30 protein-coding genes are annotated in these 21,841 nt (G+C 67.3%); 23 read left to right on the forward strand and 7 right to left on the reverse strand.

Annotated features, from left to right (window positions below):
- Positions 1–3: 3 nt before the first annotated feature.
- The 23 genes from rplP to truA all read left to right on the forward strand — a co-directional run bounded on the left by rplP (position 4) and on the right by truA (position 12,779).
- The gene (gene rplP, locus ACQPXS_RS27625; protein ID WP_009190136.1) at positions 4–423 is read left to right on the forward strand and encodes a 50S ribosomal protein L16; all 420 of its coding nucleotides are present in this window, start codon (positions 4–6) and stop codon (positions 421–423) included.
- On the forward strand, positions 423–647 hold the full coding sequence (rpmC, locus tag ACQPXS_RS27630; RefSeq protein WP_007494763.1) for a 50S ribosomal protein L29: 225 nt from the start codon (positions 423–425) through the stop codon (positions 645–647). The genes rplP and rpmC overlap by 1 nt, the downstream gene beginning before the upstream one ends.
- Entirely contained in the window at positions 647–934 is a 288-nt protein-coding gene (rpsQ, locus tag ACQPXS_RS27635) for a 30S ribosomal protein S17 (protein ID WP_037694127.1), read from the forward strand. The genes rpmC and rpsQ overlap by 1 nt, the downstream gene beginning before the upstream one ends.
- A gap of 99 nt (positions 935–1,033) precedes the next feature.
- Positions 1,034–1,402, forward strand: coding sequence for a 50S ribosomal protein L14 (rplN, locus tag ACQPXS_RS27640; protein WP_003998823.1), 369 nt, complete (start codon positions 1,034–1,036; stop codon positions 1,400–1,402).
- A gap of 2 nt (positions 1,403–1,404) precedes the next feature.
- Entirely contained in the window at positions 1,405–1,728 is a 324-nt protein-coding gene (gene rplX, locus ACQPXS_RS27645; RefSeq protein ID WP_003998822.1) for a 50S ribosomal protein L24, read from the forward strand.
- A complete protein-coding gene (gene rplE, locus ACQPXS_RS27650; RefSeq protein ID WP_061920719.1) occupies positions 1,728–2,285 on the forward strand; it encodes a 50S ribosomal protein L5 in 558 nt (185 codons plus the stop codon). The genes rplX and rplE overlap by 1 nt, the downstream gene beginning before the upstream one ends.
- A gap of 5 nt (positions 2,286–2,290) precedes the next feature.
- Positions 2,291–2,476: a type Z 30S ribosomal protein S14 gene (locus ACQPXS_RS27655; protein WP_003948630.1), complete on the forward strand. Its 186-nt coding sequence runs from the start codon at positions 2,291–2,293 to the stop codon at positions 2,474–2,476.
- A gap of 216 nt (positions 2,477–2,692) precedes the next feature.
- Positions 2,693–3,091: a 30S ribosomal protein S8 gene (rpsH, locus tag ACQPXS_RS27660; RefSeq protein ID WP_030046382.1), complete on the forward strand. Its 399-nt coding sequence runs from the start codon at positions 2,693–2,695 to the stop codon at positions 3,089–3,091.
- A 24-nt stretch (positions 3,092–3,115) separates the two neighbouring features.
- Complete coding sequence (gene rplF / locus ACQPXS_RS27665; protein WP_356302261.1) at positions 3,116–3,655, forward strand: 50S ribosomal protein L6; 540 nt, start codon at positions 3,116–3,118, stop codon at positions 3,653–3,655.
- Between the two features lie 3 nt (positions 3,656–3,658).
- Positions 3,659–4,042, forward strand: a complete 384-nt coding sequence (gene rplR, locus ACQPXS_RS27670) for a 50S ribosomal protein L18 (protein WP_365332546.1) — start codon at positions 3,659–3,661, stop codon at positions 4,040–4,042.
- A 37-nt stretch (positions 4,043–4,079) separates the two neighbouring features.
- Positions 4,080–4,685 (forward strand): 30S ribosomal protein S5, encoded by a 606-nt coding sequence (gene rpsE, locus ACQPXS_RS27675; RefSeq protein WP_009190144.1) that lies wholly within the window; start codon positions 4,080–4,082, stop codon positions 4,683–4,685.
- 2 nt (positions 4,686–4,687) lie between these two features.
- Positions 4,688–4,870 carry a 50S ribosomal protein L30 gene (gene rpmD, locus ACQPXS_RS27680; RefSeq protein WP_003998814.1) on the forward strand — a complete coding sequence of 61 codons (183 nt, stop codon included), beginning with the start codon at positions 4,688–4,690 and terminating at the stop codon, positions 4,868–4,870.
- Between the two features lie 2 nt (positions 4,871–4,872).
- Positions 4,873–5,328, forward strand: a complete 456-nt coding sequence (gene rplO / locus ACQPXS_RS27685; protein ID WP_030745257.1) for a 50S ribosomal protein L15 — start codon at positions 4,873–4,875, stop codon at positions 5,326–5,328.
- A gap of 243 nt (positions 5,329–5,571) precedes the next feature.
- A complete protein-coding gene (secY, locus tag ACQPXS_RS27690) occupies positions 5,572–6,885 on the forward strand; it encodes a preprotein translocase subunit SecY (RefSeq protein ID WP_351802181.1) in 1,314 nt (437 codons plus the stop codon).
- On the forward strand, positions 6,885–7,547 hold the full coding sequence (locus ACQPXS_RS27695) for an adenylate kinase (protein WP_351802179.1): 663 nt from the start codon (positions 6,885–6,887) through the stop codon (positions 7,545–7,547). The genes secY and ACQPXS_RS27695 overlap by 1 nt, the downstream gene beginning before the upstream one ends.
- A 101-nt stretch (positions 7,548–7,648) precedes the next feature.
- On the forward strand, positions 7,649–8,485 hold the full coding sequence (gene map, locus ACQPXS_RS27700) for a type I methionyl aminopeptidase (RefSeq protein ID WP_351802177.1): 837 nt from the start codon (positions 7,649–7,651) through the stop codon (positions 8,483–8,485).
- 147 nt (positions 8,486–8,632) lie between these two features.
- Positions 8,633–8,854, forward strand: coding sequence for a translation initiation factor IF-1 (infA, locus tag ACQPXS_RS27705; protein WP_003948620.1), 222 nt, complete (start codon positions 8,633–8,635; stop codon positions 8,852–8,854).
- A 59-nt stretch (positions 8,855–8,913) separates the two neighbouring features.
- Positions 8,914–9,027 carry a 50S ribosomal protein L36 gene (gene rpmJ / locus ACQPXS_RS27710; RefSeq protein WP_003998809.1) on the forward strand — a complete coding sequence of 38 codons (114 nt, stop codon included), beginning with the start codon at positions 8,914–8,916 and terminating at the stop codon, positions 9,025–9,027.
- Between the two features lie 188 nt (positions 9,028–9,215).
- Entirely contained in the window at positions 9,216–9,596 is a 381-nt protein-coding gene (rpsM, locus tag ACQPXS_RS27715) for a 30S ribosomal protein S13 (RefSeq protein ID WP_023547369.1), read from the forward strand.
- A 65-nt stretch (positions 9,597–9,661) separates the two neighbouring features.
- A complete protein-coding gene (rpsK, locus tag ACQPXS_RS27720) occupies positions 9,662–10,066 on the forward strand; it encodes a 30S ribosomal protein S11 (RefSeq protein ID WP_003956432.1) in 405 nt (134 codons plus the stop codon).
- 155 nt (positions 10,067–10,221) lie between these two features.
- Entirely contained in the window at positions 10,222–11,244 is a 1,023-nt protein-coding gene (locus ACQPXS_RS27725) for a DNA-directed RNA polymerase subunit alpha (RefSeq protein WP_003966937.1), read from the forward strand.
- Between the two features lie 129 nt (positions 11,245–11,373).
- Positions 11,374–11,868 carry a 50S ribosomal protein L17 gene (rplQ, locus tag ACQPXS_RS27730; protein ID WP_351802175.1) on the forward strand — a complete coding sequence of 165 codons (495 nt, stop codon included), beginning with the start codon at positions 11,374–11,376 and terminating at the stop codon, positions 11,866–11,868.
- 71 nt (positions 11,869–11,939) lie between these two features.
- Complete coding sequence (gene truA, locus ACQPXS_RS27735) at positions 11,940–12,779, forward strand: tRNA pseudouridine(38-40) synthase TruA (protein WP_433451934.1); 840 nt, start codon at positions 11,940–11,942, stop codon at positions 12,777–12,779.
- A gap of 4 nt (positions 12,780–12,783) precedes the next feature.
- Here truA and ACQPXS_RS27740 read toward each other — a convergent pair whose 3' ends face one another.
- The 7 genes from ACQPXS_RS27740 to ACQPXS_RS27770 form a co-directional block, all read right to left on the reverse strand.
- Positions 12,784–14,811, reverse strand: coding sequence for an acyltransferase family protein (locus ACQPXS_RS27740; RefSeq protein WP_433451935.1), 2,028 nt, complete (start codon positions 14,809–14,811; stop codon positions 12,784–12,786).
- Between the two features lie 35 nt (positions 14,812–14,846).
- On the reverse strand, positions 14,847–15,947 hold the full coding sequence (locus tag ACQPXS_RS27745) for a sugar phosphate nucleotidyltransferase (protein ID WP_433451936.1): 1,101 nt from the start codon (positions 15,945–15,947) through the stop codon (positions 14,847–14,849).
- Positions 15,948–15,961: 14 nt separating this feature from the next.
- Positions 15,962–17,188 carry a glycoside hydrolase family 113 gene (locus tag ACQPXS_RS27750; protein WP_433451937.1) on the reverse strand — a complete coding sequence of 409 codons (1,227 nt, stop codon included), beginning with the start codon at positions 17,186–17,188 and terminating at the stop codon, positions 15,962–15,964.
- A 20-nt stretch (positions 17,189–17,208) separates the two neighbouring features.
- Entirely contained in the window at positions 17,209–18,660 is a 1,452-nt protein-coding gene (locus ACQPXS_RS27755; RefSeq protein WP_365321493.1) for a glycosyltransferase family 2 protein, read from the reverse strand.
- Positions 18,661–18,906: 246 nt separating this feature from the next.
- Positions 18,907–20,250 carry a glycoside hydrolase family 26 protein gene (locus tag ACQPXS_RS27760; protein WP_433451938.1) on the reverse strand — a complete coding sequence of 448 codons (1,344 nt, stop codon included), beginning with the start codon at positions 20,248–20,250 and terminating at the stop codon, positions 18,907–18,909.
- A gap of 55 nt (positions 20,251–20,305) precedes the next feature.
- Positions 20,306–20,761, reverse strand: a complete 456-nt coding sequence (locus tag ACQPXS_RS27765; RefSeq protein ID WP_433451940.1) for a hypothetical protein — start codon at positions 20,759–20,761, stop codon at positions 20,306–20,308.
- A 67-nt stretch (positions 20,762–20,828) separates the two neighbouring features.
- Positions 20,829–21,704 carry a hypothetical protein gene (locus tag ACQPXS_RS27770; protein WP_433451941.1) on the reverse strand — a complete coding sequence of 292 codons (876 nt, stop codon included), beginning with the start codon at positions 21,702–21,704 and terminating at the stop codon, positions 20,829–20,831.
- Between the last annotated feature and the right edge of the window lie 137 nt (positions 21,705–21,841).

Below are 21,841 nucleotides of genomic sequence, written 5' to 3' on the forward strand. Positions count from 1 at the left end.
GACATGCTGATCCCCCGTAGGGTCAAGCACCGCAAGCAGCACCACCCGAAGCGCAACGGTATGTCCAAGGGTGGAACGCAGGTTGCGTTCGGCGAGTACGGCATCCAGGCGCTGACCCCGGCGTACGTGACGAACCGCCAGATCGAGGCGGCTCGTATCGCCATGACCCGCCACATCAAGCGTGGCGGCAAGGTCTGGATCAACATCTACCCGGACCGTCCGCTCACCAAGAAGCCGGCCGAGACCCGCATGGGTTCCGGTAAGGGTTCTCCGGAGTGGTGGATCGCCAACGTCAAGCCCGGACGCGTGATGTTCGAGCTGTCGTACCCCAACGAGAAGATCGCCCGTGAGGCGCTGACCCGTGCGGCCCACAAGCTGCCGATGAAGTGCCGGATCGTCAAGCGCGAGGCAGGTGAAGCGTGATGTCGGCCGGTACCAAGGCGTCCGAGCTGCGCGAGCTGGGCAACGAGGAGCTTCTGGCGAAGCTCCGCGAGGCCAAGGAAGAGCTGTTCAACCTCCGCTTCCAGGCGGCGACCGGGCAGCTCGAGAACCACGGCCGTCTGAAGGCGGTCCGCAAGGACATCGCGCGGATCTACACCCTGATGCGCGAGCGTGAGCTGGGCATCGAAACGGTGGAGAACGCCTGATGAGCGAGAACAACGTGACTGAGACGAACACTGAGGCTCGGGGCTTCCGCAAGACCCGTGAGGGCATCGTCGTCAGCGACAAGATGGACAAGACCGTCGTCGTCGCTGTCGAGGACCGCAAGAAGCACGCGCTGTACGGCAAGGTCATCCGCAGCACGAGCAAGCTCAAGGCCCACGACGAGCAGAACGCCGCCGGCATCGGCGACCGCGTCCTCCTGATGGAGACCCGGCCGCTGTCCGCGACGAAGCACTGGCGCGTCGTCGAGATCCTCGAGAAGGCCAAGTAATTCCTGCGGGGCAAACCCCGCAGGTCAGTTCCGCCAGGCTCGGCAGGGGTTCCGTCACGGAACCCCTGCCGGGAACCGGCAGACAAACAGGAGATAGACGTGATCCAGCAGGAGTCGCGACTGCGCGTCGCCGACAACACTGGTGCGAAGGAGATCCTTTGCATCCGTGTGCTCGGTGGCTCCGGTCGCCGCTACGCGGGCATCGGTGACGTCATCGTCGCCACCGTCAAGGACGCGATCCCCGGTGGCAACGTGAAGAAGGGTGACGTCGTCAAGGCGGTCATCGTTCGCACCGTCAAGGAGCGCCGCCGTCCGGACGGCTCGTACATCCGCTTCGACGAGAACGCCGCCGTCATTCTGAAGAACGACGGCGACCCTCGCGGCACCCGCATCTTCGGCCCGGTCGGCCGTGAGCTGCGCGAGAAGAAGTTCATGAAGATCATCTCGCTCGCGCCGGAGGTGCTGTAAGCATGAAGATCAAGAAGGGCGACCTGGTCCAGGTCATCACCGGCAAGGACAAGGGCAAGCAGGGCAAGGTCATTGCCGCTTACCCGCGCGAGGAGCGTGTCCTGGTCGAGGGTGTCAACCGGGTCAAGAAGCACACCAAGGCCGGTCCGACCGCTCGCGGTTCCCAGGCCGGCGGCATCGTGACCACCGAGGCCCCGATCCACGTGTCCAACGTTCAGCTGGTCGTGGAGAAGGACGGCAACAAGGTCGTCACGCGTGTCGGCTACCGCTTCGACGAAGAGGGCAACAAGATCCGCGTTGCCAAGCGGACGGGTGAGGACATCTGATGGCTACCACCACCACTCCGCGTCTGAAGCAGAAGTACCGCGAGGAGATCGCGGGCAAGCTGCGTGACGAGTTCAAGTACGAGAACGTCATGCAGGTTCCCGGCCTCGTCAAGATCGTGGTCAACATGGGTGTGGGCGACGCCGCCCGTGACTCGAAGCTGATCGAGGGCGCGATCCGCGACCTCACCACGATCACCGGTCAGAAGCCGGCCGTCACCAAGGCCCGCAAGTCCATCGCGCAGTTCAAGCTGCGTGAGGGCCAGCCGATCGGTGCCCACGTCACGCTCCGTGGCGACCGCATGTGGGAGTTCCTGGACCGCACCCTGTCGCTCGCGCTGCCGCGCATCCGCGACTTCCGCGGCCTGTCCCCCAAGCAGTTCGACGGCCGTGGCAACTACACCTTCGGTCTCACGGAGCAGGTCATGTTCCACGAGATCGACCAGGACAAGATCGACCGTACCCGGGGCATGGACATCACCGTGGTCACCACGGCGACCAACGACGCTGAGGGCCGCGCGCTCCTTCGTCACCTCGGCTTCCCGTTCAAGGAGGCGTGAGCGAGATGGCGAAGAAGGCTCTGATTGCCAAGGCTGCTCGCAAGCCCAAGTTCGGTGTGCGTGGCTACACCCGCTGCCAGCGCTGCGGCCGTCCGCACTCCGTGTACCGCAAGTTCGGCCTCTGCCGCGTGTGCCTTCGTGAGATGGCTCACCGTGGCGAGCTGCCGGGCGTGACCAAGAGCTCCTGGTAATCCCGGTAATTCGGGATTCCTGGACCTCTCGGTAAGCAACTGGGTCGGCGGAGGCCCACCCCCTCATGGCTTAGGCTAGGAGGGTTGGGCCTCTGCCGCCCTGGATCGACTTACTACGCCGTAGGTCCCCGCACCGCACCCGTCCCGTCTGCAGAAGTACGGGGAGAGGGATGGCGCATATAGGAAACCCCGGCGAGAAAGGCCACAGGCCAATTCATGACCATGACTGATCCGATCGCAGACATGCTGACGCGTCTGCGGAACGCGAACTCGGCGTACCACGACTCCGTGACGATGCCGGCGTCCAAGATCAAGTCTCACATCGCGGAGATCCTCCAGCAGGAGGGCTTCATCACGGGCTGGCGTGTCGAGGACGCCGAGGTCGGCAAGAACCTCGTCCTCGAGCTGAAGTTCGGTCCGAACCGTGAGCGCTCCATCGCGGGCATCAAGCGGATCTCCAAGCCCGGTCTCCGGGTGTACGCGAAGTCCACCAACCTGCCGAAGGTGCTCGGCGGCCTCGGCGTGGCGATCATCTCCACGTCGCACGGGCTCCTCACCGACAAGCAGGCCGGCAAGAAGGGCGTGGGTGGGGAAGTCCTCGCCTACGTCTGGTAGCAGAAGGGAACGGAGGAAACAGCTATGTCGCGCATCGGCAAGCTCCCCATCGCGGTTCCCGCCGGCGTGGACGTCACCATCGACGGCCGTACGGTCTCGGTCAAGGGCCCCAAGGGCTCGCTGACCCACACCGTCGCGGCTCCGATCGACATCGCTAAGGGCGAGGACGGCACCCTGCAGGTGACCCGCCCGAACGACGAGCGTCAGAGCAAGGCCCTGCACGGCCTCTCCCGCACGCTGGTGGCGAACATGATCACCGGCGTGACCCAGGGTTACGTGAAGAAGCTCGAGATCAGCGGTGTCGGTTACCGAGTGACCGCCAAGGGTTCGAACCTGGAGTTCGCTCTCGGTTACAGCCACCCGATCGTCGTCGAGGCCCCCGAGGGCATCACCTTCAAGGTGGAGACCCCGACCCGCTTCCAGGTCGAGGGCATCGACAAGCAGAAGGTCGGCGAGGTTGCGGCCAACATCCGCAAGCTGCGCAAGCCCGACCCGTACAAGGCCAAGGGCGTCAAGTACGAGGGCGAAGTCATCCGCCGCAAGGTCGGAAAGGCGGGTAAGTAAGCCATGGCATACGGGCAGAAGATCCTCAAGGGCGACGCCTACAAGCGCGCCGCGATCAAGCGCCGTCACATCCGGATCCGCAAGCGGATCTCCGGTACGGCGGAGCGCCCCCGTCTGGTCGTGACCCGCTCCAACCGCCACATCGTGGCGCAGGTGATCGACGACCTGAAGGGCCACACCCTGGCGTCGGCGTCCACGCTGGACGCTTCGATCCGTGGTGGCGAGTCCGACAAGTCCGCGCAGGCCAAGCAGGTCGGCGCCCTGGTAGCCGAGCGTGCCAAGGCCGCCGGTGTCGAGGCCGTCGTGTTCGACCGTGGTGGCAACCAGTACGCCGGGCGCATCGCCGCCCTGGCGGACGCCGCCCGCGAGGCCGGGCTCAGGTTCTGAGCCGCCGTAGCTAGCGGAAAAGAGAGAGGTAAATCCAATGGCTGGACCCCAGCGCCGCGGTGGCGGTGCCGGTGGCGGCGAGCGGCGGGACCGGAAGGGCCGTGACGGCGGCGCTGCTGCCGCCGAGAAGACCGCGTACGTTGAGCGCGTCGTCGCGATCAACCGCGTCGCCAAGGTTGTGAAGGGTGGTCGTCGCTTCAGCTTCACCGCGCTGGTCGTGGTGGGCGACGGTGACGGCACCGTGGGTGTCGGATACGGCAAGGCCAAGGAGGTGCCGGCCGCCATCGCCAAGGGCGTTGAGGAGGCCAAGAAGCACTTCTTCAAGGTCCCCCGGATCCAGGGCACCATCCCCCACCCCATCCAGGGTGAGAAGGCTGCCGGCGTGGTGCTGCTCAAGCCCGCGTCCCCGGGTACCGGTGTTATCGCCGGTGGTCCGGTGCGTGCCGTGCTCGAGTGCGCCGGTATCCACGACGTGCTGTCGAAGTCGCTCGGCTCCGACAACGCCATCAACATCGTGCACGCGACCGTGGAGGCCCTGAAGGGTCTGCAGCGTCCCGAGGAGATCGCGGCCCGCCGTGGTCTGCCGCTCGAGGACGTCGCTCCCGCGGCTCTGCTGCGTGCGCGTGCCGGGGCGGGTGCGTAATCATGGCGCAGCTCAAGATCACGCAGGTCAAGTCCTACATCGGCAGCAAGCAGAACCACCGTGACACCCTGCGGTCGCTTGGTCTCAAGGGGATCAACACCGTGGTCGTCAAGGAGGACCGCCCCGAGTTCCGCGGCATGGTGCACACCGTCCGCCACCTCGTGACGGTCGAGGAGGTCGACTGATCATGGCGGAGCAGAACCCGCTGAAGATCCACAACCTCCGTCCCGCCCCGGGCGCCAAGACCGCCAAGACCCGTGTGGGTCGTGGTGAGGCGTCGAAGGGTAAGACGGCCGGTCGTGGTACCAAGGGCACCAAGGCCCGCTACCAGGTTCCGGAGCGCTTCGAGGGTGGCCAGATGCCGCTGCACATGCGCCTCCCGAAGCTGAAGGGCTTCAAGAACCCGTTCAAGACCGAGTACCAGGTCGTGAACCTCGACAAGCTGGCCGCGCTCTACCCCGAGGGTGGCGAGGTCACGGTCGAGGGCCTGGTGGCCAAGGGTGCCGTTCGTAAGAACAGCCTCGTCAAGGTCCTCGGCCAGGGCGAGGTCTCCGTGGCGCTGCAGGTGACGGTCGACGCCGTCTCCGGCTCCGCCAAGGAGAAGATCACCGCCGCCGGCGGTACGGTCACCGAGCTGGTCTGAGTTCCTCAGGTCCCTCGATGACGTGAACGATCCCGACCGGGGATACTCCACAAAAGGGGTATCCCCGGTCGGTCGTTCCAAGGGCGGTGCTCTCGCCGGTAAGGTGGCCAGCACTGCCTACTTTCACGGGTGCTTCCCATGGGGCACTCTGAGCGGCAGTTGACCGTTAGTAATTCGTCTGTATCCGTCGAACCTCAAGACCGTCACCCTTGACGCAGTTGCGCGGGGGTCGCAGGAGGCACCGTGCTCACCGCGTTCGCCCGGGCGTTCAAGACGCCCGACCTGCGCAAGAAGCTGCTCTTCACGCTGGCCATCATCGTGGTCTACCGGGTCGGTACCCACATCCCGATCCCCGGCGTCAACTACAAGGCCGTCCAGCAGTGTGTCACCGAGGCTGGGGCCAACCAGGGCCTGTTCGGCCTCGTGAACATGTTCAGCGGCGGTGCGCTGCTGCAGATCACGGTCTTCGCGCTCGGCATCATGCCCTACATCACGGCCAGCATCATCCTTCAGCTGCTGACCGTGGTCATCCCGCGCCTGGAAGCCCTCAAGAAGGAGGGTCAGGCCGGTACGGCGAAGATCACGCAGTACACCCGTTACCTGACGGTGGCCCTCGCCATCCTGCAGGGCACCGGCCTGGTCGCCACCGCCCGCACCGGCCGGCTGTTCAGCGGCTGCTCGGTCGCCACGAGCATCGTCCCGGACCAGGCGATCTTCACGACCATCACGATGGTCGTCTGCATGACCGCCGGTACGGCCGTCGTGATGTGGCTCGGTGAGCTGATCACCGACCGTGGCATCGGCAACGGCATGTCGATCCTGATGTTCATCTCGATCGCCGCGACCTTCCCGTCGGCGCTGTGGGCCATCAAGAAGCAGGGCACCCTGGCCGGCGGCTGGATCGAGTTCGGCACCGTCATCCTGGTCGGCCTGGTCATGGTCGCGCTCGTCGTCTTCGTCGAGCAGGCCCAGCGCCGCATCCCGGTGCAGTACGCGAAGCGCATGATCGGCCGTCGTTCCTACGGTGGTACGTCCACGTACATCCCGCTCAAGGTGAACCAGGCGGGTGTGATTCCGGTCATCTTCGCCTCCTCGCTGCTCTACATCCCGGCGCTCGTGGCGCAGTTCGCGGGGGGCAAGTCGGGCTGGAAGACCTGGGTCGAGCAGAACCTGACCAAGGGCGACCACCCGATTTACATCACGATGTACTTCTTGCTCATCGTTTTCTTCGCGTTCTTCTACGTGGCGATCTCCTTCAACCCCGAGGAAGTCGCCGACAACATGAAGAAGTATGGTGGCTTCATCCCGGGCATCCGGGCTGGCCGACCGACCGCTGAGTACCTCAGCTACGTGCTCAACCGGATCACCTGGCCGGGTTCGCTGTATCTGGGTCTGATCGCTCTTGTGCCGACAATGGCGTTGGTGGGCTTCGGGGCAAGCCAGAACTTCCCGTTCGGCGGTACCAGCATCCTGATCATCGTGGGTGTCGGTCTCGAGACGGTGAAGCAGATCGAGAGCCAGCTCCAGCAGCGCAATTACGAAGGGTTCCTCCGCTGATGCGTATCGTCCTCGTCGGGCCGCCGGGTGCCGGTAAGGGAACGCAAGCCGTCCGCCTCGCCGAGAAGCTGGCCATCCCGCACATCTCCACGGGCGACCTGTTCCGGGCCAACATCAGCCAGCAGACCGAGCTGGGCAAGCTCGCGAAGTCCTACATGGACGCCGGCAACCTCGTACCCGACGAGGTCACCATCGCCATGGCCAAGGACCGCATGGAGCAGCCGGACGCCGAGAAGGGCTTCCTGCTGGACGGCTTCCCGCGCAACGTGTCGCAGGCCGAGGCGCTGGACCAGCTGCTGGAGACCGAGGGCATCACCCTGGACGCCGTTCTGGACCTGGAGGTCCCCGAGGACGAGGTCGTCAAGCGGATCGCCGGCCGGCGCATCTGCCGCAACGACTCCTCGCACGTGTTCCACGTGACGTACAGCCCGCCCAAGAAGGACGGCGTGTGCGACGTCTGCGGCGGTGAGCTGTACCAGCGCGACGACGACTCCGAGGACACCGTCCGTACGCGGCTGGAGGTCTACCACACGCAGACCGAGCCGATCATCGACTACTACAAGGCGCAGGGCCTGGTCGTGACGATCTCCTCCCTGGGCCCCGTGGACGAGATCACGCAGCGGGCGCTGGAGGCCCTGAAGCGTGAGAAGGCCGAGAGCTAGGATCCCGGCTCCTCCGGCCGCGGTGCCCTCCCCGGGTGCCGCGGCCGCAGTGTTGTACAGATATCCCAGCCGATGTGAGTGACGGAGAGCGCAGGCCCCCCATGGTGCAGATCAAGACGCCCGAGCAGATCGCGAAGATGCGTGCGGCGGGCCTGGTCGTAGCCGCCATCCACGCGGCCACCCGTGAGGCCGCGGTGCCCGGCGCCTCCACCAAGGATCTGGACGAGGTCGCCCGCAAGGTTCTCGCCGAGCACGGCGCCAAGTCGAACTTCCTGGGGTACGGCGGTTTCCCCGCGACCATCTGCACGTCCGTGAACGACGTCGTCGTCCACGGCATCCCCTCGGACGACGTCGTCCTCAAGGACGGCGACATCATCTCCATCGACTGCGGCGCGATCGTCGACGGCTGGCACGGCGACGCGGCCTACACGGCCTTCGTGGGCTCCGGTCACGCTCCGGAGCTGATCGAGCTCTCCCGGGTGACGGAGGAGTCGATGTGGGCCGGCATCGCGGCCATGAAGCAGGGCAACCGCCTGGTCGACATCTCCCGCGCGGTCGAGACCTACATCCGCCGCCAGCCGAAGCCGGGCGGCGGCAAGTACGGGATCATCGAGGACTACGGCGGCCATGGCATCGGCACCGAGATGCACATGGACCCGCATCTGCTGAACTACGTGGACCGGCGCCGCGGCAAGGGCCCCAAGCTGGTGCCCGGCTTCTGCCTCGCGATCGAGCCGATGGTCTCCCTCGGCACCCCGCGCACCGAGGTCCTCTCCGACGACTGGACGGTCATCACGACCGACGGCACCTGGTCCTCGCACTGGGAGCACTCGGTCGCGCTGACGGCGGAGGGGCCCCTGGTCCTCACCGCCCCCGACGGCGGCAAGGCCAAGCTCGCCGAGTACGGCATCACCGCCGCTCCCGATCCGCTCGCATAGTGATCTCCCGCGTGGGGCAGACTTCCCCGATTCGCCTTTCACGGTGCTCCGACGTAGACTGACTCGTCGGCTCTTGTGCACCCTCATGCCTGCATGCTTGAGAGTGCGACGTGAGTCGATCAAGGTAGTCGATTCGAAGGGCGAAGCGTGGCCAAGAAGCAAGGTGCCATCGAGATCGAGGGCACTGTCGTCGAGTCTCTTCCGAACGCGATGTTCAAGGTCGAGCTCCAGAACGGCCACCAGGTCCTGGCACACATCAGCGGCAAGATGCGTATGCACTACATCCGCATCCTCCCTGACGACCGGGTCGTGGTGGAGCTGTCTCCTTACGACCTGACGCGTGGCCGGATCGTCTACCGGTACAAGTAGATCTTGCCCGCATCCCGCTCCCGCGGGGTGGTGGCACTGACCCGGAGAACCTCAATCCAATGAAGGTCAAGCCGAGCGTCAAGAAGATCTGCGACAAGTGCAGGGTGATCCGCCGTCACGGTCGGGTCATGGTCATCTGCGAGAACCCGCGCCACAAGCAGCGCCAGGGCTGACGCACGACCGATCCCTCTGCATCCATCGCAGAGTTTCGCGCGACGCGAGCTGAATATGTTCATACGCAGGACCCGAGCCAACCAGCTCGACACCCCCGGTTCGGAGGCCGGGGACCCAGTTCGTACCTGACACGGCGGCTGGGAACCGGTTCTGCGGAAGACCTCCGAAGATCACCAGGAGCCATTGAATGGCACGCGTTTCCGGTGTTGACATCCCGCGCGAAAAGCGCGTGGAGGTCGCCCTCACCTACGTGTTCGGCATCGGCCGGACCCTCTCGAAGGAGACGCTGGCTGCGACCGGCGTCGACCCGAACACCCGCGTTCGTGACCTGACCGAAGAGCAGCTGGTCGCGATCCGCGAGTACGTCGACAACAACATCAAGACCGAGGGTGACCTCCGTCGCGAGATCCAGGCCGACATCCGCCGCAAGGTCGAGATCGGCTGCTACCAGGGTCTCCGTCACCGTCGCGGTCTGCCCGTCCGCGGTCAGCGCACCAGCACCAACGCCCGTACCCGCAAGGGCCCGCGTCGCGCCATCGCCGGCAAGAAGAAGCCGGGCAAGAAGTAGTCCGCAGCGGACACCTGTCCACGGTCTTCGCTGTAGGACCGACCACCTCCCGTAGGAGTTAGTAGATGCCCCCCAAGGGACGTCAGGGCGCTGCCAAGAAGGTGCGCCGCAAGGAAAAGAAGAACGTCGCTCACGGCCACGCGCACATCAAGAGCACGTTCAACAACACGATCGTCTCCATCACGGACCCGTCCGGCAACGTGATCTCCTGGGCCTCCGCCGGCCACGTCGGCTTCAAGGGCTCCCGGAAGTCCACGCCGTTCGCCGCGCAGATGGCCGCCGAGTCGGCCGCCCGCCGCGCCCAGGAGCACGGCATGCGCAAGGTCGACGTGTTCGTGAAGGGCCCGGGTTCCGGTCGTGAGACCGCGATCCGCTCCCTGCAGGCCACGGGCCTCGAGGTCGGCTCCATCCAGGACGTCACCCCGACCCCGCACAACGGCTGCCGTCCGCCGAAGCGCCGCCGCGTCTGACGCCTGGCAGCTTCGTCTGGCCGTAGGTTCCGGGCGGTACGGCTCCGTAAGGGTCGTACCGCCCGTACCCTTGCAGTACCCGCACTTTTCACGGGGTGCGGTTTCCGTCGGACGTCAAATAGCGGGCGTCCACGAATGAAGGATCTGATCCACACATGCTGATCGCTCAGCGTCCCTCGTTGACCGAAGAGGTCGTCGACGAGTTCCGCTCCCGGTTCGTGATCGAGCCGCTGGAGCCGGGCTTCGGCTACACCCTCGGCAACTCCCTGCGCCGTACCCTCCTGTCGTCGATCCCCGGCGCTGCTGTCACCAGCATCCGCATCGACGGCGTCCTGCACGAGTTCACCACTGTGCCGGGCGTCAAGGAGGACGTCACCGACCTGATCCTCAACATCAAGCAGCTGGTCGTCTCCTCGGAGCACGACGAGCCGGTCGTGATGTACCTGCGCAAGCAGGGCCCGGGTCTGGTCACCGCCGCCGACATCGCGCCCCCGGCCGGTGTCGAGGTGCACAACCCCGACCTGGTCCTCGCCACGCTCAACGGCAAGGGCAAGCTGGAGATGGAGCTGACGGTCGAGCGTGGCCGCGGTTACGTCTCCGCCGTGCAGAACAAGCAGGTGGGCCAGGAGATCGGCCGTATCCCGGTCGACTCCATCTACTCGCCGGTGCTGAAGGTCACGTACAAGGTCGAGGCCACGCGTGTCGAGCAGCGCACCGACTTCGACAAGCTCATCGTCGACGTCGAGACCAAGCAGGCCATGCGTCCGCGTGACGCCATGGCGTCGGCCGGCAAGACCCTGGTCGAGCTGTTCGGTCTGGCTCGCGAGCTGAACATCGACGCCGAGGGCATCGACATGGGCCCGTCCCCCACGGACGCCGCCCTGGCCGCCGACCTCGCGCTGCCGATCGAGGAGCTGGAGCTCACGGTCCGCTCCTACAACTGCCTCAAGCGCGAGGGCATCCACTCCGTGGGTGAGCTCGTCGCCCGCTCCGAGGCCGACCTGCTGGACATCCGCAACTTCGGTGCGAAGTCCATCGACGAGGTCAAGGCGAAGCTGGCCGGCATGGGCCTGGCCCTGAAGGACAGCCCGCCCGGATTCGACCCGACCGCCGCCGCCGACGCCTTCGGCGCCGACGACGACGCGGACGCGGGTTTCGTGGAGACCGAGCAGTACTGATCCGGTACTGGGCGTGACCCACTTCCGGGTGCCTGGCGACAGGCACCCGGATCTCCGACAGACAACCGTCTGCTCGGATACTGACCCCGGTACCTGACACGGCCGGGGCAGACACACAGGAGAAGAACAATGCCGAAGCCCACCAAGGGTGCCCGTCTGGGCGGCAGCGCCGCGCACGAGAAGCTGCTCCTCGCGAACCTCGCGAAGTCGCTGTTCGAGCACGGTCGTATCACCACCACCGAGGCGAAGGCCCGCCGCCTGCGCCCGTACGCCGAGCGTCTGATCACCAAGGCGAAGAAGGGCGACCTTCACAACCGCCGCCAGGTGCTCCAGGTCATCACGGACAAGGGCGTCGTCCACACGCTCTTCACCGAGATCGGCCCGCGGTACGAGAACCGTCCGGGTGGCTACACCCGCATCACCAAGATCGGTAACCGCCGTGGCGACAACGCGCCCATGGCCGTCATCGAGCTGGTCGAGGCGCTGACGGTGCAGCAGAAGGCCGTGGGCGAGGCCGAGGCCGCCACCAAGCGTGCGGTCAAGGAGGCCGACGAGGCCAAGGTCGAGGAGACCAAGGCCGAGGACGCCGCCGAGGCTCCCGCCGAGGAGTCGACGGAGGCCTGAGGCTCTGCCTTCTGAGCGGGTCCGCCCTTCACCGGGCGGGCCCGCTTTTGCGTACCTGAGAGGATCTGAGGGTGAGTGAAGTACAGCCCGGCTGCGTCCGTATCCGCCTCGACATCTCCTACGACGGCACCGACTTCCACGGCTGGGCCAAGCAGGCCGGCGGCAGGCGGACCGTACAGGCGGAGATCGAGGACGCGCTGCGTACGGTGACGCGGTCGCGGGAGACGTATGACCTGACCGTGGCCGGGCGCACCGACGCCGGGGTGCACGCGCGAGGACAGGTCGCCCACGTCGATCTGCCCCGGGCGGTCTGGGCCGAGCAGAGCGGCAAGCTGCTCAAGCGGCTCGCGGGGCGGCTGCCCAAGGACGTACGGGTGTGGGCACTCAGAGAGGCGCCCAGCGGCTTCGACGCCCGCTTCGCCGCGATCTGGCGGCGCTACGTGTATCGCGTCACCGACAACCCCGGGGGAGTGGACCCCCTGCTCCGCAACCACGTCCTGTGGCACGACTGGCCCCTGGACGTCGCCGTGATGGACGACGCCGCCGCATCACTGGTCGGCGAGCACGACTTCGCCGCGTACGCGAAGAAGCGCGAGGGCGCGACCACGATCCGCGAGATCCTCGACTTCGGCGTGACCCGGCGCGCGGACGGCATCGTGGAGATCGAGGTCCGCGCCGACGCCTTCTGCCACAACCAGGTGCGTTCCATGGTCGGCGCGCTGCTGTTCGTGGGCGACGGCCACCGCGATGTGGAGTGGCCCCGGCGGGTCCTCGAGGCGGGCGTCAGGGACAGCGCCGTCCACGTCGTCCGCCCGCACGGGCTGACCCTGGAAGAGGTCGCCTACCCGGCGGCCGACCAGCTCCTGGAGAGGCAGCGGCAGGCGCGCCGGGTACGGGTGCGGACCGTCTGAGGGATCAGCCGGCCAGTGCCTGCTTCAGGGTTGGCTTGAGGAAGGGCACCAGCGACTTGGCGTAGCCCGCCGTCATGTGGCTGGCGTCGAAGTAGACGATCTGGCCGGCGATCACCGTCGGGCAGACGTTGTCCGCGCAGAACGCCGGCAGGGCGTCGAGTACCTGGGCGCCATGGCGTTCGGCGACCTTCTGCTCCACGGCGCGGAGGTCACGGTACTCGACGGCCTTGTCCTCGGTGGGGTTGCAGGCGGAGACGTCGTGGATGTGAGTGGCGAGGCAGTCCGGTACGTTCCTGCCCGGCTGAGGTGTGTCCGTGATGTAGACGAGTTCGGCGCCGGAGGCCTCGAAAACCTTGAAGGCCTGCTCGGCACCGGACTCGGTCACCTCGCGCCGGATACGGCTGGTGACGACGATGACGTCGGGCTTGAGGTCCCGGATGCTCTTGAACGCCGACGTCCGCCAGCTGTCGCACTCGGAGTACTCGCGGTTCAGCTCGGGGTTCTTGATGGCGTAGACCTCGGGGGAGCAGCCGCCCTTCGCCATGGTCACCACCTTCACGTGCAGCGACTTCCCGAGGGCGTCGAAGGCGTCGCCCCACTGCCAGGCGTGGGAATCCCCGATGACGACGATCGAGCTCTTGCCCTGCTTGTCGCCAATGACGCAGTTCTCGCGCATGACGAACTTCTTGACGTCGGTGTTGTCGATGCAGCCGTAGTGGGTCATGTCCTTGGGGGAGCCCGGCAGAGCGCTCTGCGCGGTCGCGGAGAGCTCCTTCTGAAGCACGGCCTTCTTCACCGAGGCCTCGCCGGCGTACCCACCGGCGTCCCCGTCGGCGGCCGAGGCCGAGGTGGCCAGGTTGAGCGGGATGAACATGGCGCAGGCCGTGGCCGCAGCCGCTCCCGCGGTGGCCGTGCCGCCGGCGAAGATGCCCTTCCAGGGGGTCGCCACCAGCTGCGCGTTGTTCCTGAAGCGCAGCTCCACGACGTAGTACATGAGGACGGCCAGGATGAACGACAGGGACAGCACCCGGAAGCGGTCCGAGTAGGTGATGTCCCGGCCTACCACGTCCGGCCAGAGGATCAGGATCGGCCAGTGCCAGAGGTACCAGCCGTAGCTGACGTTTCCGACGTAGTTGGTCACCGGGTTGTGCAGGATCGTCTCCACGCCGAGGCGGGGATTGGCGCAGCCGCCGGCGATGATCAGGCAAGCCCCCAGCACGGGGCCGGCCACCGCGTACCCCGGCAGAGGTGTCTCCTTGGTGATGAGGAGGGCGGTGCCGATCGTGGTGGCCAGGCCCAGCCAGGAGATGACGGTGGCCAGCCCCTGGTTCATGCGGGACAGCAGCGGTGCGCCGAGGGCGAGCAGGATGCCCGAGGCGAGTTCCCAGATACGGGTCTGGGTGCCGAAGTAGGCGAGGGGCTGGTTCTCGGCGGTCTCCTTGACGGACAGGTACAGCGACCCGCCGATCAGGGCCGTCAGGAACAGCGCCACCAGGGCGCGGTTGCGGAAGAGCCTGCGGGACAGCCAGACCGTGACGACGAGGACGATCGGGGCGGCGACGTAGAACTGCTCCTCGATGCCCAGCGACCAGAAGTGCTGGTACGGGGACTGCGTGCCGTCGTTGGCGAAGTAGTCGGTGCCGGTCTCGACGAGGCGCCAGTTCATGAAGCTGAGCGCCGCGCTGAGGCCGTCCCTCATGGTGTCGCGGAACCTGAGAGGGCTGGCGTAGAGCCAGGCCACGGTCGCCGTGGTGATGACGACCACGGCCATGCCCGGGGCGAGCCGCCGCATCCGGCGGGCCCAGAACTTGCTCAGGGACACCTTGCCGGTCTTGTCGATCTCGGCCAGGAGCTGGCTGCCGATGAGGAAGCCGCTGAGCACGAAGCTGACGTCCACGCCGCCGTGGATGTCGATGATGCCGCAGTGCATGGTGACGACCATCATGATGGCGACGGCACGCAGGCCCTGAATGTCCGGCCGGTACTTGCGAAGACGCTCCGTCTGTGCGGCCGTTGAGCGATGGCGGGTCACGGTTCTCCAGTAACTGTCCGGGCTGGCCGGTGACTTCAGTGGACCGTCGGGCAGGCGACAGCGGTACCGCTGACGCGCACCCCTCGGGCGGGAATGCGGATGCCGCACGACAGCCGCAGTCGGCCGGGCAGCTCGTTCTGCGCGCCGACGTGCGAGTGGCAGCCCACCACGGCCTCGTGGAGGAACGATTCGCGGCCGATGGATGAGTCGTGGTCCACCACCGACTCGTGGATCCGGGCACCCTCGGCCAGAGTGACGCCGCGGCCGATGATGGACCGCTCGACGACCACCTGCGGACCGATGACGGCGTGCGGGCCGACGGTCGAGCCGCCCGTGACGCGGGCGGTCGGGTCGACGACGGCCGTGGGATGGATCAGCGCCTCGACCGGCCCCGCCACGAGGGGGGAGGTCGCCTTGCCGGTGACCAGGTCGGCGGAGCCGTGGACGAAGGCCAGCGGCGTACCGAGGTCGCGCCAGTAGTCCTCCGTGGTGTGGCCGAACACGCGCCGCCCCTGGGCGACGAGCTCCGGGAAGGTCTCCTGTTCGACCGACACCTCGCGGTCGGCCGGGATGGCGCTCAGGACGGACCGGCTGAAGACGTAGCAGCCGGCATTGATCTGGTCGGTGACGCATTCCTCCGGCGTCTTGGGCTTCTCCAGGAAGGACAGCACCCGGCCGGCCTCGTCGGTGGGGACGAGACCGAAGGCGCGTGGGTCGGGAACCCGGGTGAGATGCAGTGTCACATCCGCTTCCCGGTCCTTGTGCCGCGCCAGGATGGCGCCCAGGTCCAGGCCGGTCAGGATGTCGCCGTTGAGGATGAGGACCGGCCCGTCCGCCGGACCGCCGCGCAGGAGACGCGCGGCGTTGCGGATCGCCCCGCCGGTGCCGAGTGGGACTTCCTCGACGGCGTAGGAGATCTCCAGATCCTGCGAGAAGTCCTTGAACTCCTCTTCGAAGAGGCTGGCGAGATAGGAGGTGGCGAACACCACGTGCTCGACGCCTGCGTCCATCAGTCTGGCTATCTGGTGCCGGATGAAGGAGGAGCCCGCGACGTTGAGCAGCGGCTTCGGAGTGTGGTTCGTCAGCGGGCGCAGGCGAGTTCCCTTGCCGCCCACCAGGATGATGGCTTCTTGCATGATTGCCTCCGCGGTCAGCTTGTGGTGGCGGTCCCGGGTCCCGCGTAGTCGGAGGTGAAGCAGGACTTGATGGCCTTCTCGGTGAGGGGGCGTCCGGCGAAGTCGAGCCGGGAGGCAACCCTGTCGTCCGGCTTGGTGTTCGGATCGTCGTCGAAGTAGATCGACCACCAGTAGACGCCGCTCATATGCCGTTCCTGGACGACCCGGCAGACGGCGGTGTACCAGTTGGCCTGCACCTGGGGGTTGACCGCGCGCTTGGTGTAGAAGTCGCCGGGGGCGTGGTAGGCGCCGTGCATCGCGCCGATGCCCGCCTCGGCGATGGTGATCTTGGGTAGTGGGCCGGTGGACTTCCTGTCGAGCCAGCTGTTCCAGCCGTTGACCAGCGTGTCCACCGAGGCGTCGTCGCCGACCTTGACCGGGAAGTAGGCGTCGACACCGAGGTGGGTGACCGGCATGGTCACCGGGCCGCGGACGTATGCGTCGTAGTTGGCGTCGTAGGCGACTTCGCCGCCGAACAGCTTTTCGGCGTTGGTCACGACACTGTCCCAGTGCGGGTCGCCCTCCAGGGAGTTCAGCTCTGTTCCGATGACGAAGGTGGCCGCCTTCTCGCTGTCCGCGGCCTTCAGGTACGGAGTGAGGAACTTCTCGTACGAGGTGAACCAGGCGTCGCGGTCGGCGGGCCTGATGTTGCCGCGCCAGCCGTTCTCCGCGGTCAGGGAGTGCTCGTCCATGAGGGGCCGGAGGGTGGTGCGCAGCCCGGCCTCGTGGAAGATCCGCAGCACTTGGGCGAGCCGTTCGGGCGTCGGAGTCTTGGCGCCTCGGCTGATCTTCGTCGACGAGCGGGTCCCGGTGAAGAAGGGAAAGGACACGCTGACCGAGTTGGCATGCAGCCCGACCAGGTAGTTCGCGTGCAGCCGGGCCTGCTTCTCGACATAGGTGAAGGAGTGTTTGGGGTTGTCCTCCCAGTAGAGCTGGGCGCCCCACTGAGGCATGCCCTTCTTCCACTCCTTGTCCACCTTGGCGATCTCGGTGCTCGGCGAGGGGGCCGCGGAGGTCTTGCCGTCGCCGCCCTTGGTGCCGGCCGGCCGGGTGGGTTCCTTGCCGTCGAGCACGAGGTGCGGCACGAGCGAGCCCGAGGACCACTGCAGCGGGTGGTCGCCGAGCACGAAGGGGACCGCGATCACGAAGGAGATGACGGTGACGGGGAGCACGGCGAGCATGGGCAGGCGTGCGCGCTTCATGGCTGTGTGATCTCTTCCGGTCAGGCGGGCTTGGCGATGACGACGAACTTGTTCTCCTCGCGGCGGATGAACTTCCACAGGCCCTTGATGCCGCCGATCCCTTCGATGAGAGAGAAGAAGGGCAGCAGGAGGAGGACGGCCATGGGCTCCCACCATTTGCGTCTGCCGTTCACCGACGCGATCGCGTTGAGGCGCAGCCCTTCCCAGTACGCCCAGATCACATAGGCGAAGCTGATCGACCACAGCAGAACGACCGACTGGGTCACCGGCGAGGTGTTCATGTCACCGATGAACCAGGCCACGAACAGGATCGTGCCGACGTGCTGCAGCGGGCCGAGGATCCAGCTGGTCACACAGACGGTCAGGAACCAGCGATAACGCAGCGGCACCTTGCGGTTGAAGCAGAGGGCGACCAGGCCCCAGGCCCAGCGCTCGCGCTGCTTGATGAAGTCCTTGGTGTTGGCCGGCGAGGCGCCGTAGCAGCGGCCGTTGAACCAGTCGCTGCGGCCCGGGTAGAGGCGGCAGAAGGTCAGGGCCAGCCGGGCGTCCTCGACGATCTCCTTGGGGCCGAAGTCCCAGCCGATCTCGGCCTCGATGGAGGCGCGGATGACGAGGAGCTCGCCGTGCACGCCGGCGGCCGGGGTCCCGAGGCCGGTGAAGGCGCGGAACCGTGCGATGTCGTCGGCGGGGCGGATGGCGTCGGCGAACCAGGTGAGCAGGCTCACCGCGTTCTCGCGCGGGTAGGTGAGGATGCCCTGCGCCATGTGCTTGACCTCTTCGGGGGTCGCGCGGCGCTGGCGGTTGATGAACTGGGCGAGGGACGCCGAGGTGTCGGGGCCGACACCGGTGTCGTCGTCCATGTGCAGGACCCACACGTTGTCGAGAGCCTCGCCCTCCTCGATGCGCAGCTCGTGGGCGTAGTTGTTGGCGCGGGCCTTGAACCGGGTGCCGTTCTTGGTCTGGTAGGCCTTCGGGACCGTGACCACGCGGATCAGGGGGCTACTGGCGGCCAGTTCGTCGATCCGCTGGGCGGCCTCGCAGCCCTCCTCGGTGAGGACGTCCACGCGCATGTACGGGAACCATTCCGGCATGTGTTCCACGTAGGAGAGGACCGAGCGCTCCAGGGCCGGGTAAGTGTCGTGGCGCCCGATGGTGGGCACGAGCACGACCAGGAAGTCCTGCTCGACCAGGGCAGGCGGGGTCATCAGATGGGCCTTGCGGAGCCGGCGGCGGATGAGCACGAAACCCTGGACGGAGACGAGCACCCCGGGCACTGGAAGGGCCCAGCAGATGGTGATCAACCAGGCCAGTGGCGAGTGACTGGGTGTGTACGACCACAGGCTGAAGGCGGTCAGCAGGACCAGCGGGATCAGGAACGGCAGGATGCCCGGCTTCCATGCGGCGGTACGTTTCGCCAGCTTGGTGCTGTGCCGCGAATGCGACATCCCCCCGTCGACCAGTGTCGATGCCATGACGACTGCGGAACTCCCCGTGAGATCGGACGGCGCGTCGAGGCAGCAGCCATCGTGGTCGTGGCGCGACGGCGCGCACCACGACATGGACTACGGGTTTCCTGCCCCCCGACGCCTTCTTCGGCGTCTCGGCCACTCGCCGCTCAGATGCCCCCCCAGGCGCCCAAACCACTGGCCGAACAGATGACTGATCCTTACACGCATGTGCGAGGTAAGGAAATAGTGTGGAGGAGGTGTGTTTAAAAATTAACCAAGTGGCGGCTTGTGCTCCTGTGCCGTCTTGAGGTGCGACCGCCACTCTTCGGCGGTGATCACCTGGGAAGACGCGTACGTCCGTTTCACGTCGGCCGCGGCGTTCTTGTGCCGCGGCTCACCGACGTTGTCGTACGTCAGCGCCTGCCCCCACACCGTCCACAGCACCCACGGTGTGCGGGACAGGGCATGCGGCTGGTGCCCGTTGAGGGGCACGTGGAAGGACTCGGCGACGATCCGGGGCCGTGCATACTGCTCCAGACCCCGGTACCAGACCTCCGTCCAGGCGCCGCTCCCGTAGGGCCGCTCCGGACTTCCGCTGTAGTCGTCGACGCCCACGACATCCACGTACGCCCCGCCCGGGTAGTAGCGGCTGGGCGGTGTGCCGTAGGAGCCGTCCCAGGAGTTCGGGGCCCAGACGAAGACCAGGTTGTGCAGGCCCCGGCGGTGCACCAGGTAGTCGTGCGTCAGCTGCCACAGCCTCCGGTATGCGGCCGGGTCCTGCCCCGCCCACCAGAAGCCGTGGCCGGGCTTCGTGTTCATCTCGTGGTACGGCCGCAGCAGTACCGGTACGCCCCGGGCCGCCAGGTAGCCCAGGTGGTCCGCGAGATAGTCCAGGTCGTGCAGCAGGGCCCCGTGCTCGGCGGTGCCCTCGGTGATCACCCGGCCGAACCAGCCGGGATCCTGTGCGGCGGGCGAGTTGCGACACAGAGTCTGCGCGAAGCCCTTGACCGGACTGCCCGGAAAGGGCTGGTGGAAGGAGAACCCGACGATGCCCGCCGGGGCTCCGCCGTTGCCGGGCAGGATGACCTCCGTGCCGGAGGCGCATTCCGTGTGCGTGCCGGAGGGGCGGTACGAGCCGTCCGCCGGGCGGGGCAGCCCTGCCCACACGCCCACGGCGAGGTCGACGGCGTCCTCGGCGTAGCCCCACATGCGGCGGCAGCTCGGCCAGGCGCGCGAATAGGACCGTGCCTCACCCACCGCCCAGCCCGGCTGCCCGTACCCCGGCCCCAGGTCGAGTTCCACGAAGCCGGGCAGGCGGCCGGTGATGTCCCGGACCTTGCGGTAGTAGTAGCCCGGCTGCTTGGTGCCCCGAAAGTCGCCGTACTTTGCGTTGTACCGCTCGTTGTGCAGCTCCACGTGCTGCCCGATCACGGTCCGGCTCGCCCGGCCCCGGCGCGCGTCGTTCTCCAGCCCGGCCAGCAACGCGTACACCAGGCGGGCGGCGGGGGTGGCGTGCGGATCGCGATGCCGCAGATCACCGGGCACGAGCACCGGCGCCCGTCCGTCGCCCCCGGCCCACTCGGACCAGGCCCACACCGCCGCCGGCCCACCCAACGCGACTCCCGCCGCGGCCCCCAACAGCCCGACACGCCCTCGCATACGCACGGCGTCACACGCCTTTCAAGAGGAGCGGGACGGCGAAGGCCGGGACACCGCTGGTGACGCCTTCGACGCCGAGGGTGCGGCAGGTGTCGGTCCGGTCGTGGTGGGCGGTGGCGACGGGGCTCGGGCCTGCGTCGACGTTCGCCCCCGGAGCGGTGGCGGACGGGGCGAGCGTGCTGCGTCCGGTGTTCTGGCGGATGCGGAGGGGGCTGTGGGCCGCGGTGCCGTCGTCGCTGCGGCGCGCCAGGGAGATGGCCAGGGCGCCGCTGCTTGCGCCCTCGACGTCGAGGGCGCGGCAGGTGTCCGTCCGGTCGTCGTGGAGGGTGGCGCGGGCGACGGGGGCAGGGGGCTTGGCGGTCCGCCGGGGTGCGTCGATGCCCCGGGGGGTGAGCGTGCGCCCGCTCGCGTCGGGGGCCGCCGTGGTCGTTCGCGGGTGGTGGCTCATGGTGCGGTGTCGGGGCATGGGCCGGTTCCCCCGGGTGTTCGTGGTGGGACGACCGGTGTTCGGGGGAGAGGCTGACCCGCCTGGGTCATCCGTTGGCCGCTGCCGACGCCTGGGCCTGGCCGCGGCGGTAGATCTGGTTGAAGGTGAACTGCTGCAGGTCGGTGCCGGCGCGGAAGACCTTCGTGTCCTTGTTGGTGACGTTCTTGCCGTCGAGGAAGCCGCCGGTGGTGAAGTAGGCGTAGCGGCCGGCCGCGTTCGTGGTCGTCAGGCAGACCGCGGCGTTGCAGAAGTTCTTGACGCCCTTGCCGGGCAGGGAGCGCACCACGGCCTTCTTGGCGGCCTGCTTCCTGACCTTCGTGGCCTGCGCCTGGTCGTCGAAGACGGCCACGCCGACGGTGATCGCGATGCCGCCGTTGGTGTAGGTAGCGCGGATCATGCGGGTGCAGCCGCCCGCGGTGAGGATCTTCGGCAGGTTGCCGCTGGCGGCGGAGGCGCAGTTCGTGGTGTCGGCCGTGGCGCCCTTCTTGTACACGGTGTCGCCCATGGTGAGCTGGGTGCCCGGGAAGAGGGTGTCGGCGCTGAGCGGGGCGGTGTCCTTCTTGGCGCTGGCTATGAAGTCCCTCGGGTCCAGCGGCGGCGGGGCGCTGGTGGAGGCGAAGGACGGCGTGGCCGAGCCGCTGGGCACCGAGGCGCTGGCGGGCAGGTCGGTGGGACCGCCCGACGCGCTCGTGTCGTTGTTCGCCGAGACGACGGCCATGGCCACGGCCGTGCCGACGGCTATCGTGGCGACGGCGCCGGCGCCCACGAACAGCAGCTTGCGACGCTTGTTGCGGGTCTCCGAGGCCTCGGCGAGCGCCGCCCAGTCCGGGGTCCCGTCGTCACCGCCACTGTTCCAGGTCTGCTGGGAATGCGGTTTCCAGGGATCCCACTGAGACTGGGGTCCCCCCTGCCCGTAACTCATGGGGCGCATCTTAGACGGGGGGCGGGGGTGAGCACGCCGCTCGGTCGTTTTGACCCTCACCGACGACCCCGGTATTCTGCTTGTTCGTTGTGTATTGGCTTGCTCATTCTCACGGGACGGGCCCTTACACCGGTCCA

Source organism: Streptomyces sp. CA-142005, assembly GCF_050942335.1.
Taxonomy (GTDB): domain Bacteria; phylum Actinomycetota; class Actinomycetes; order Streptomycetales; family Streptomycetaceae; genus Streptomyces.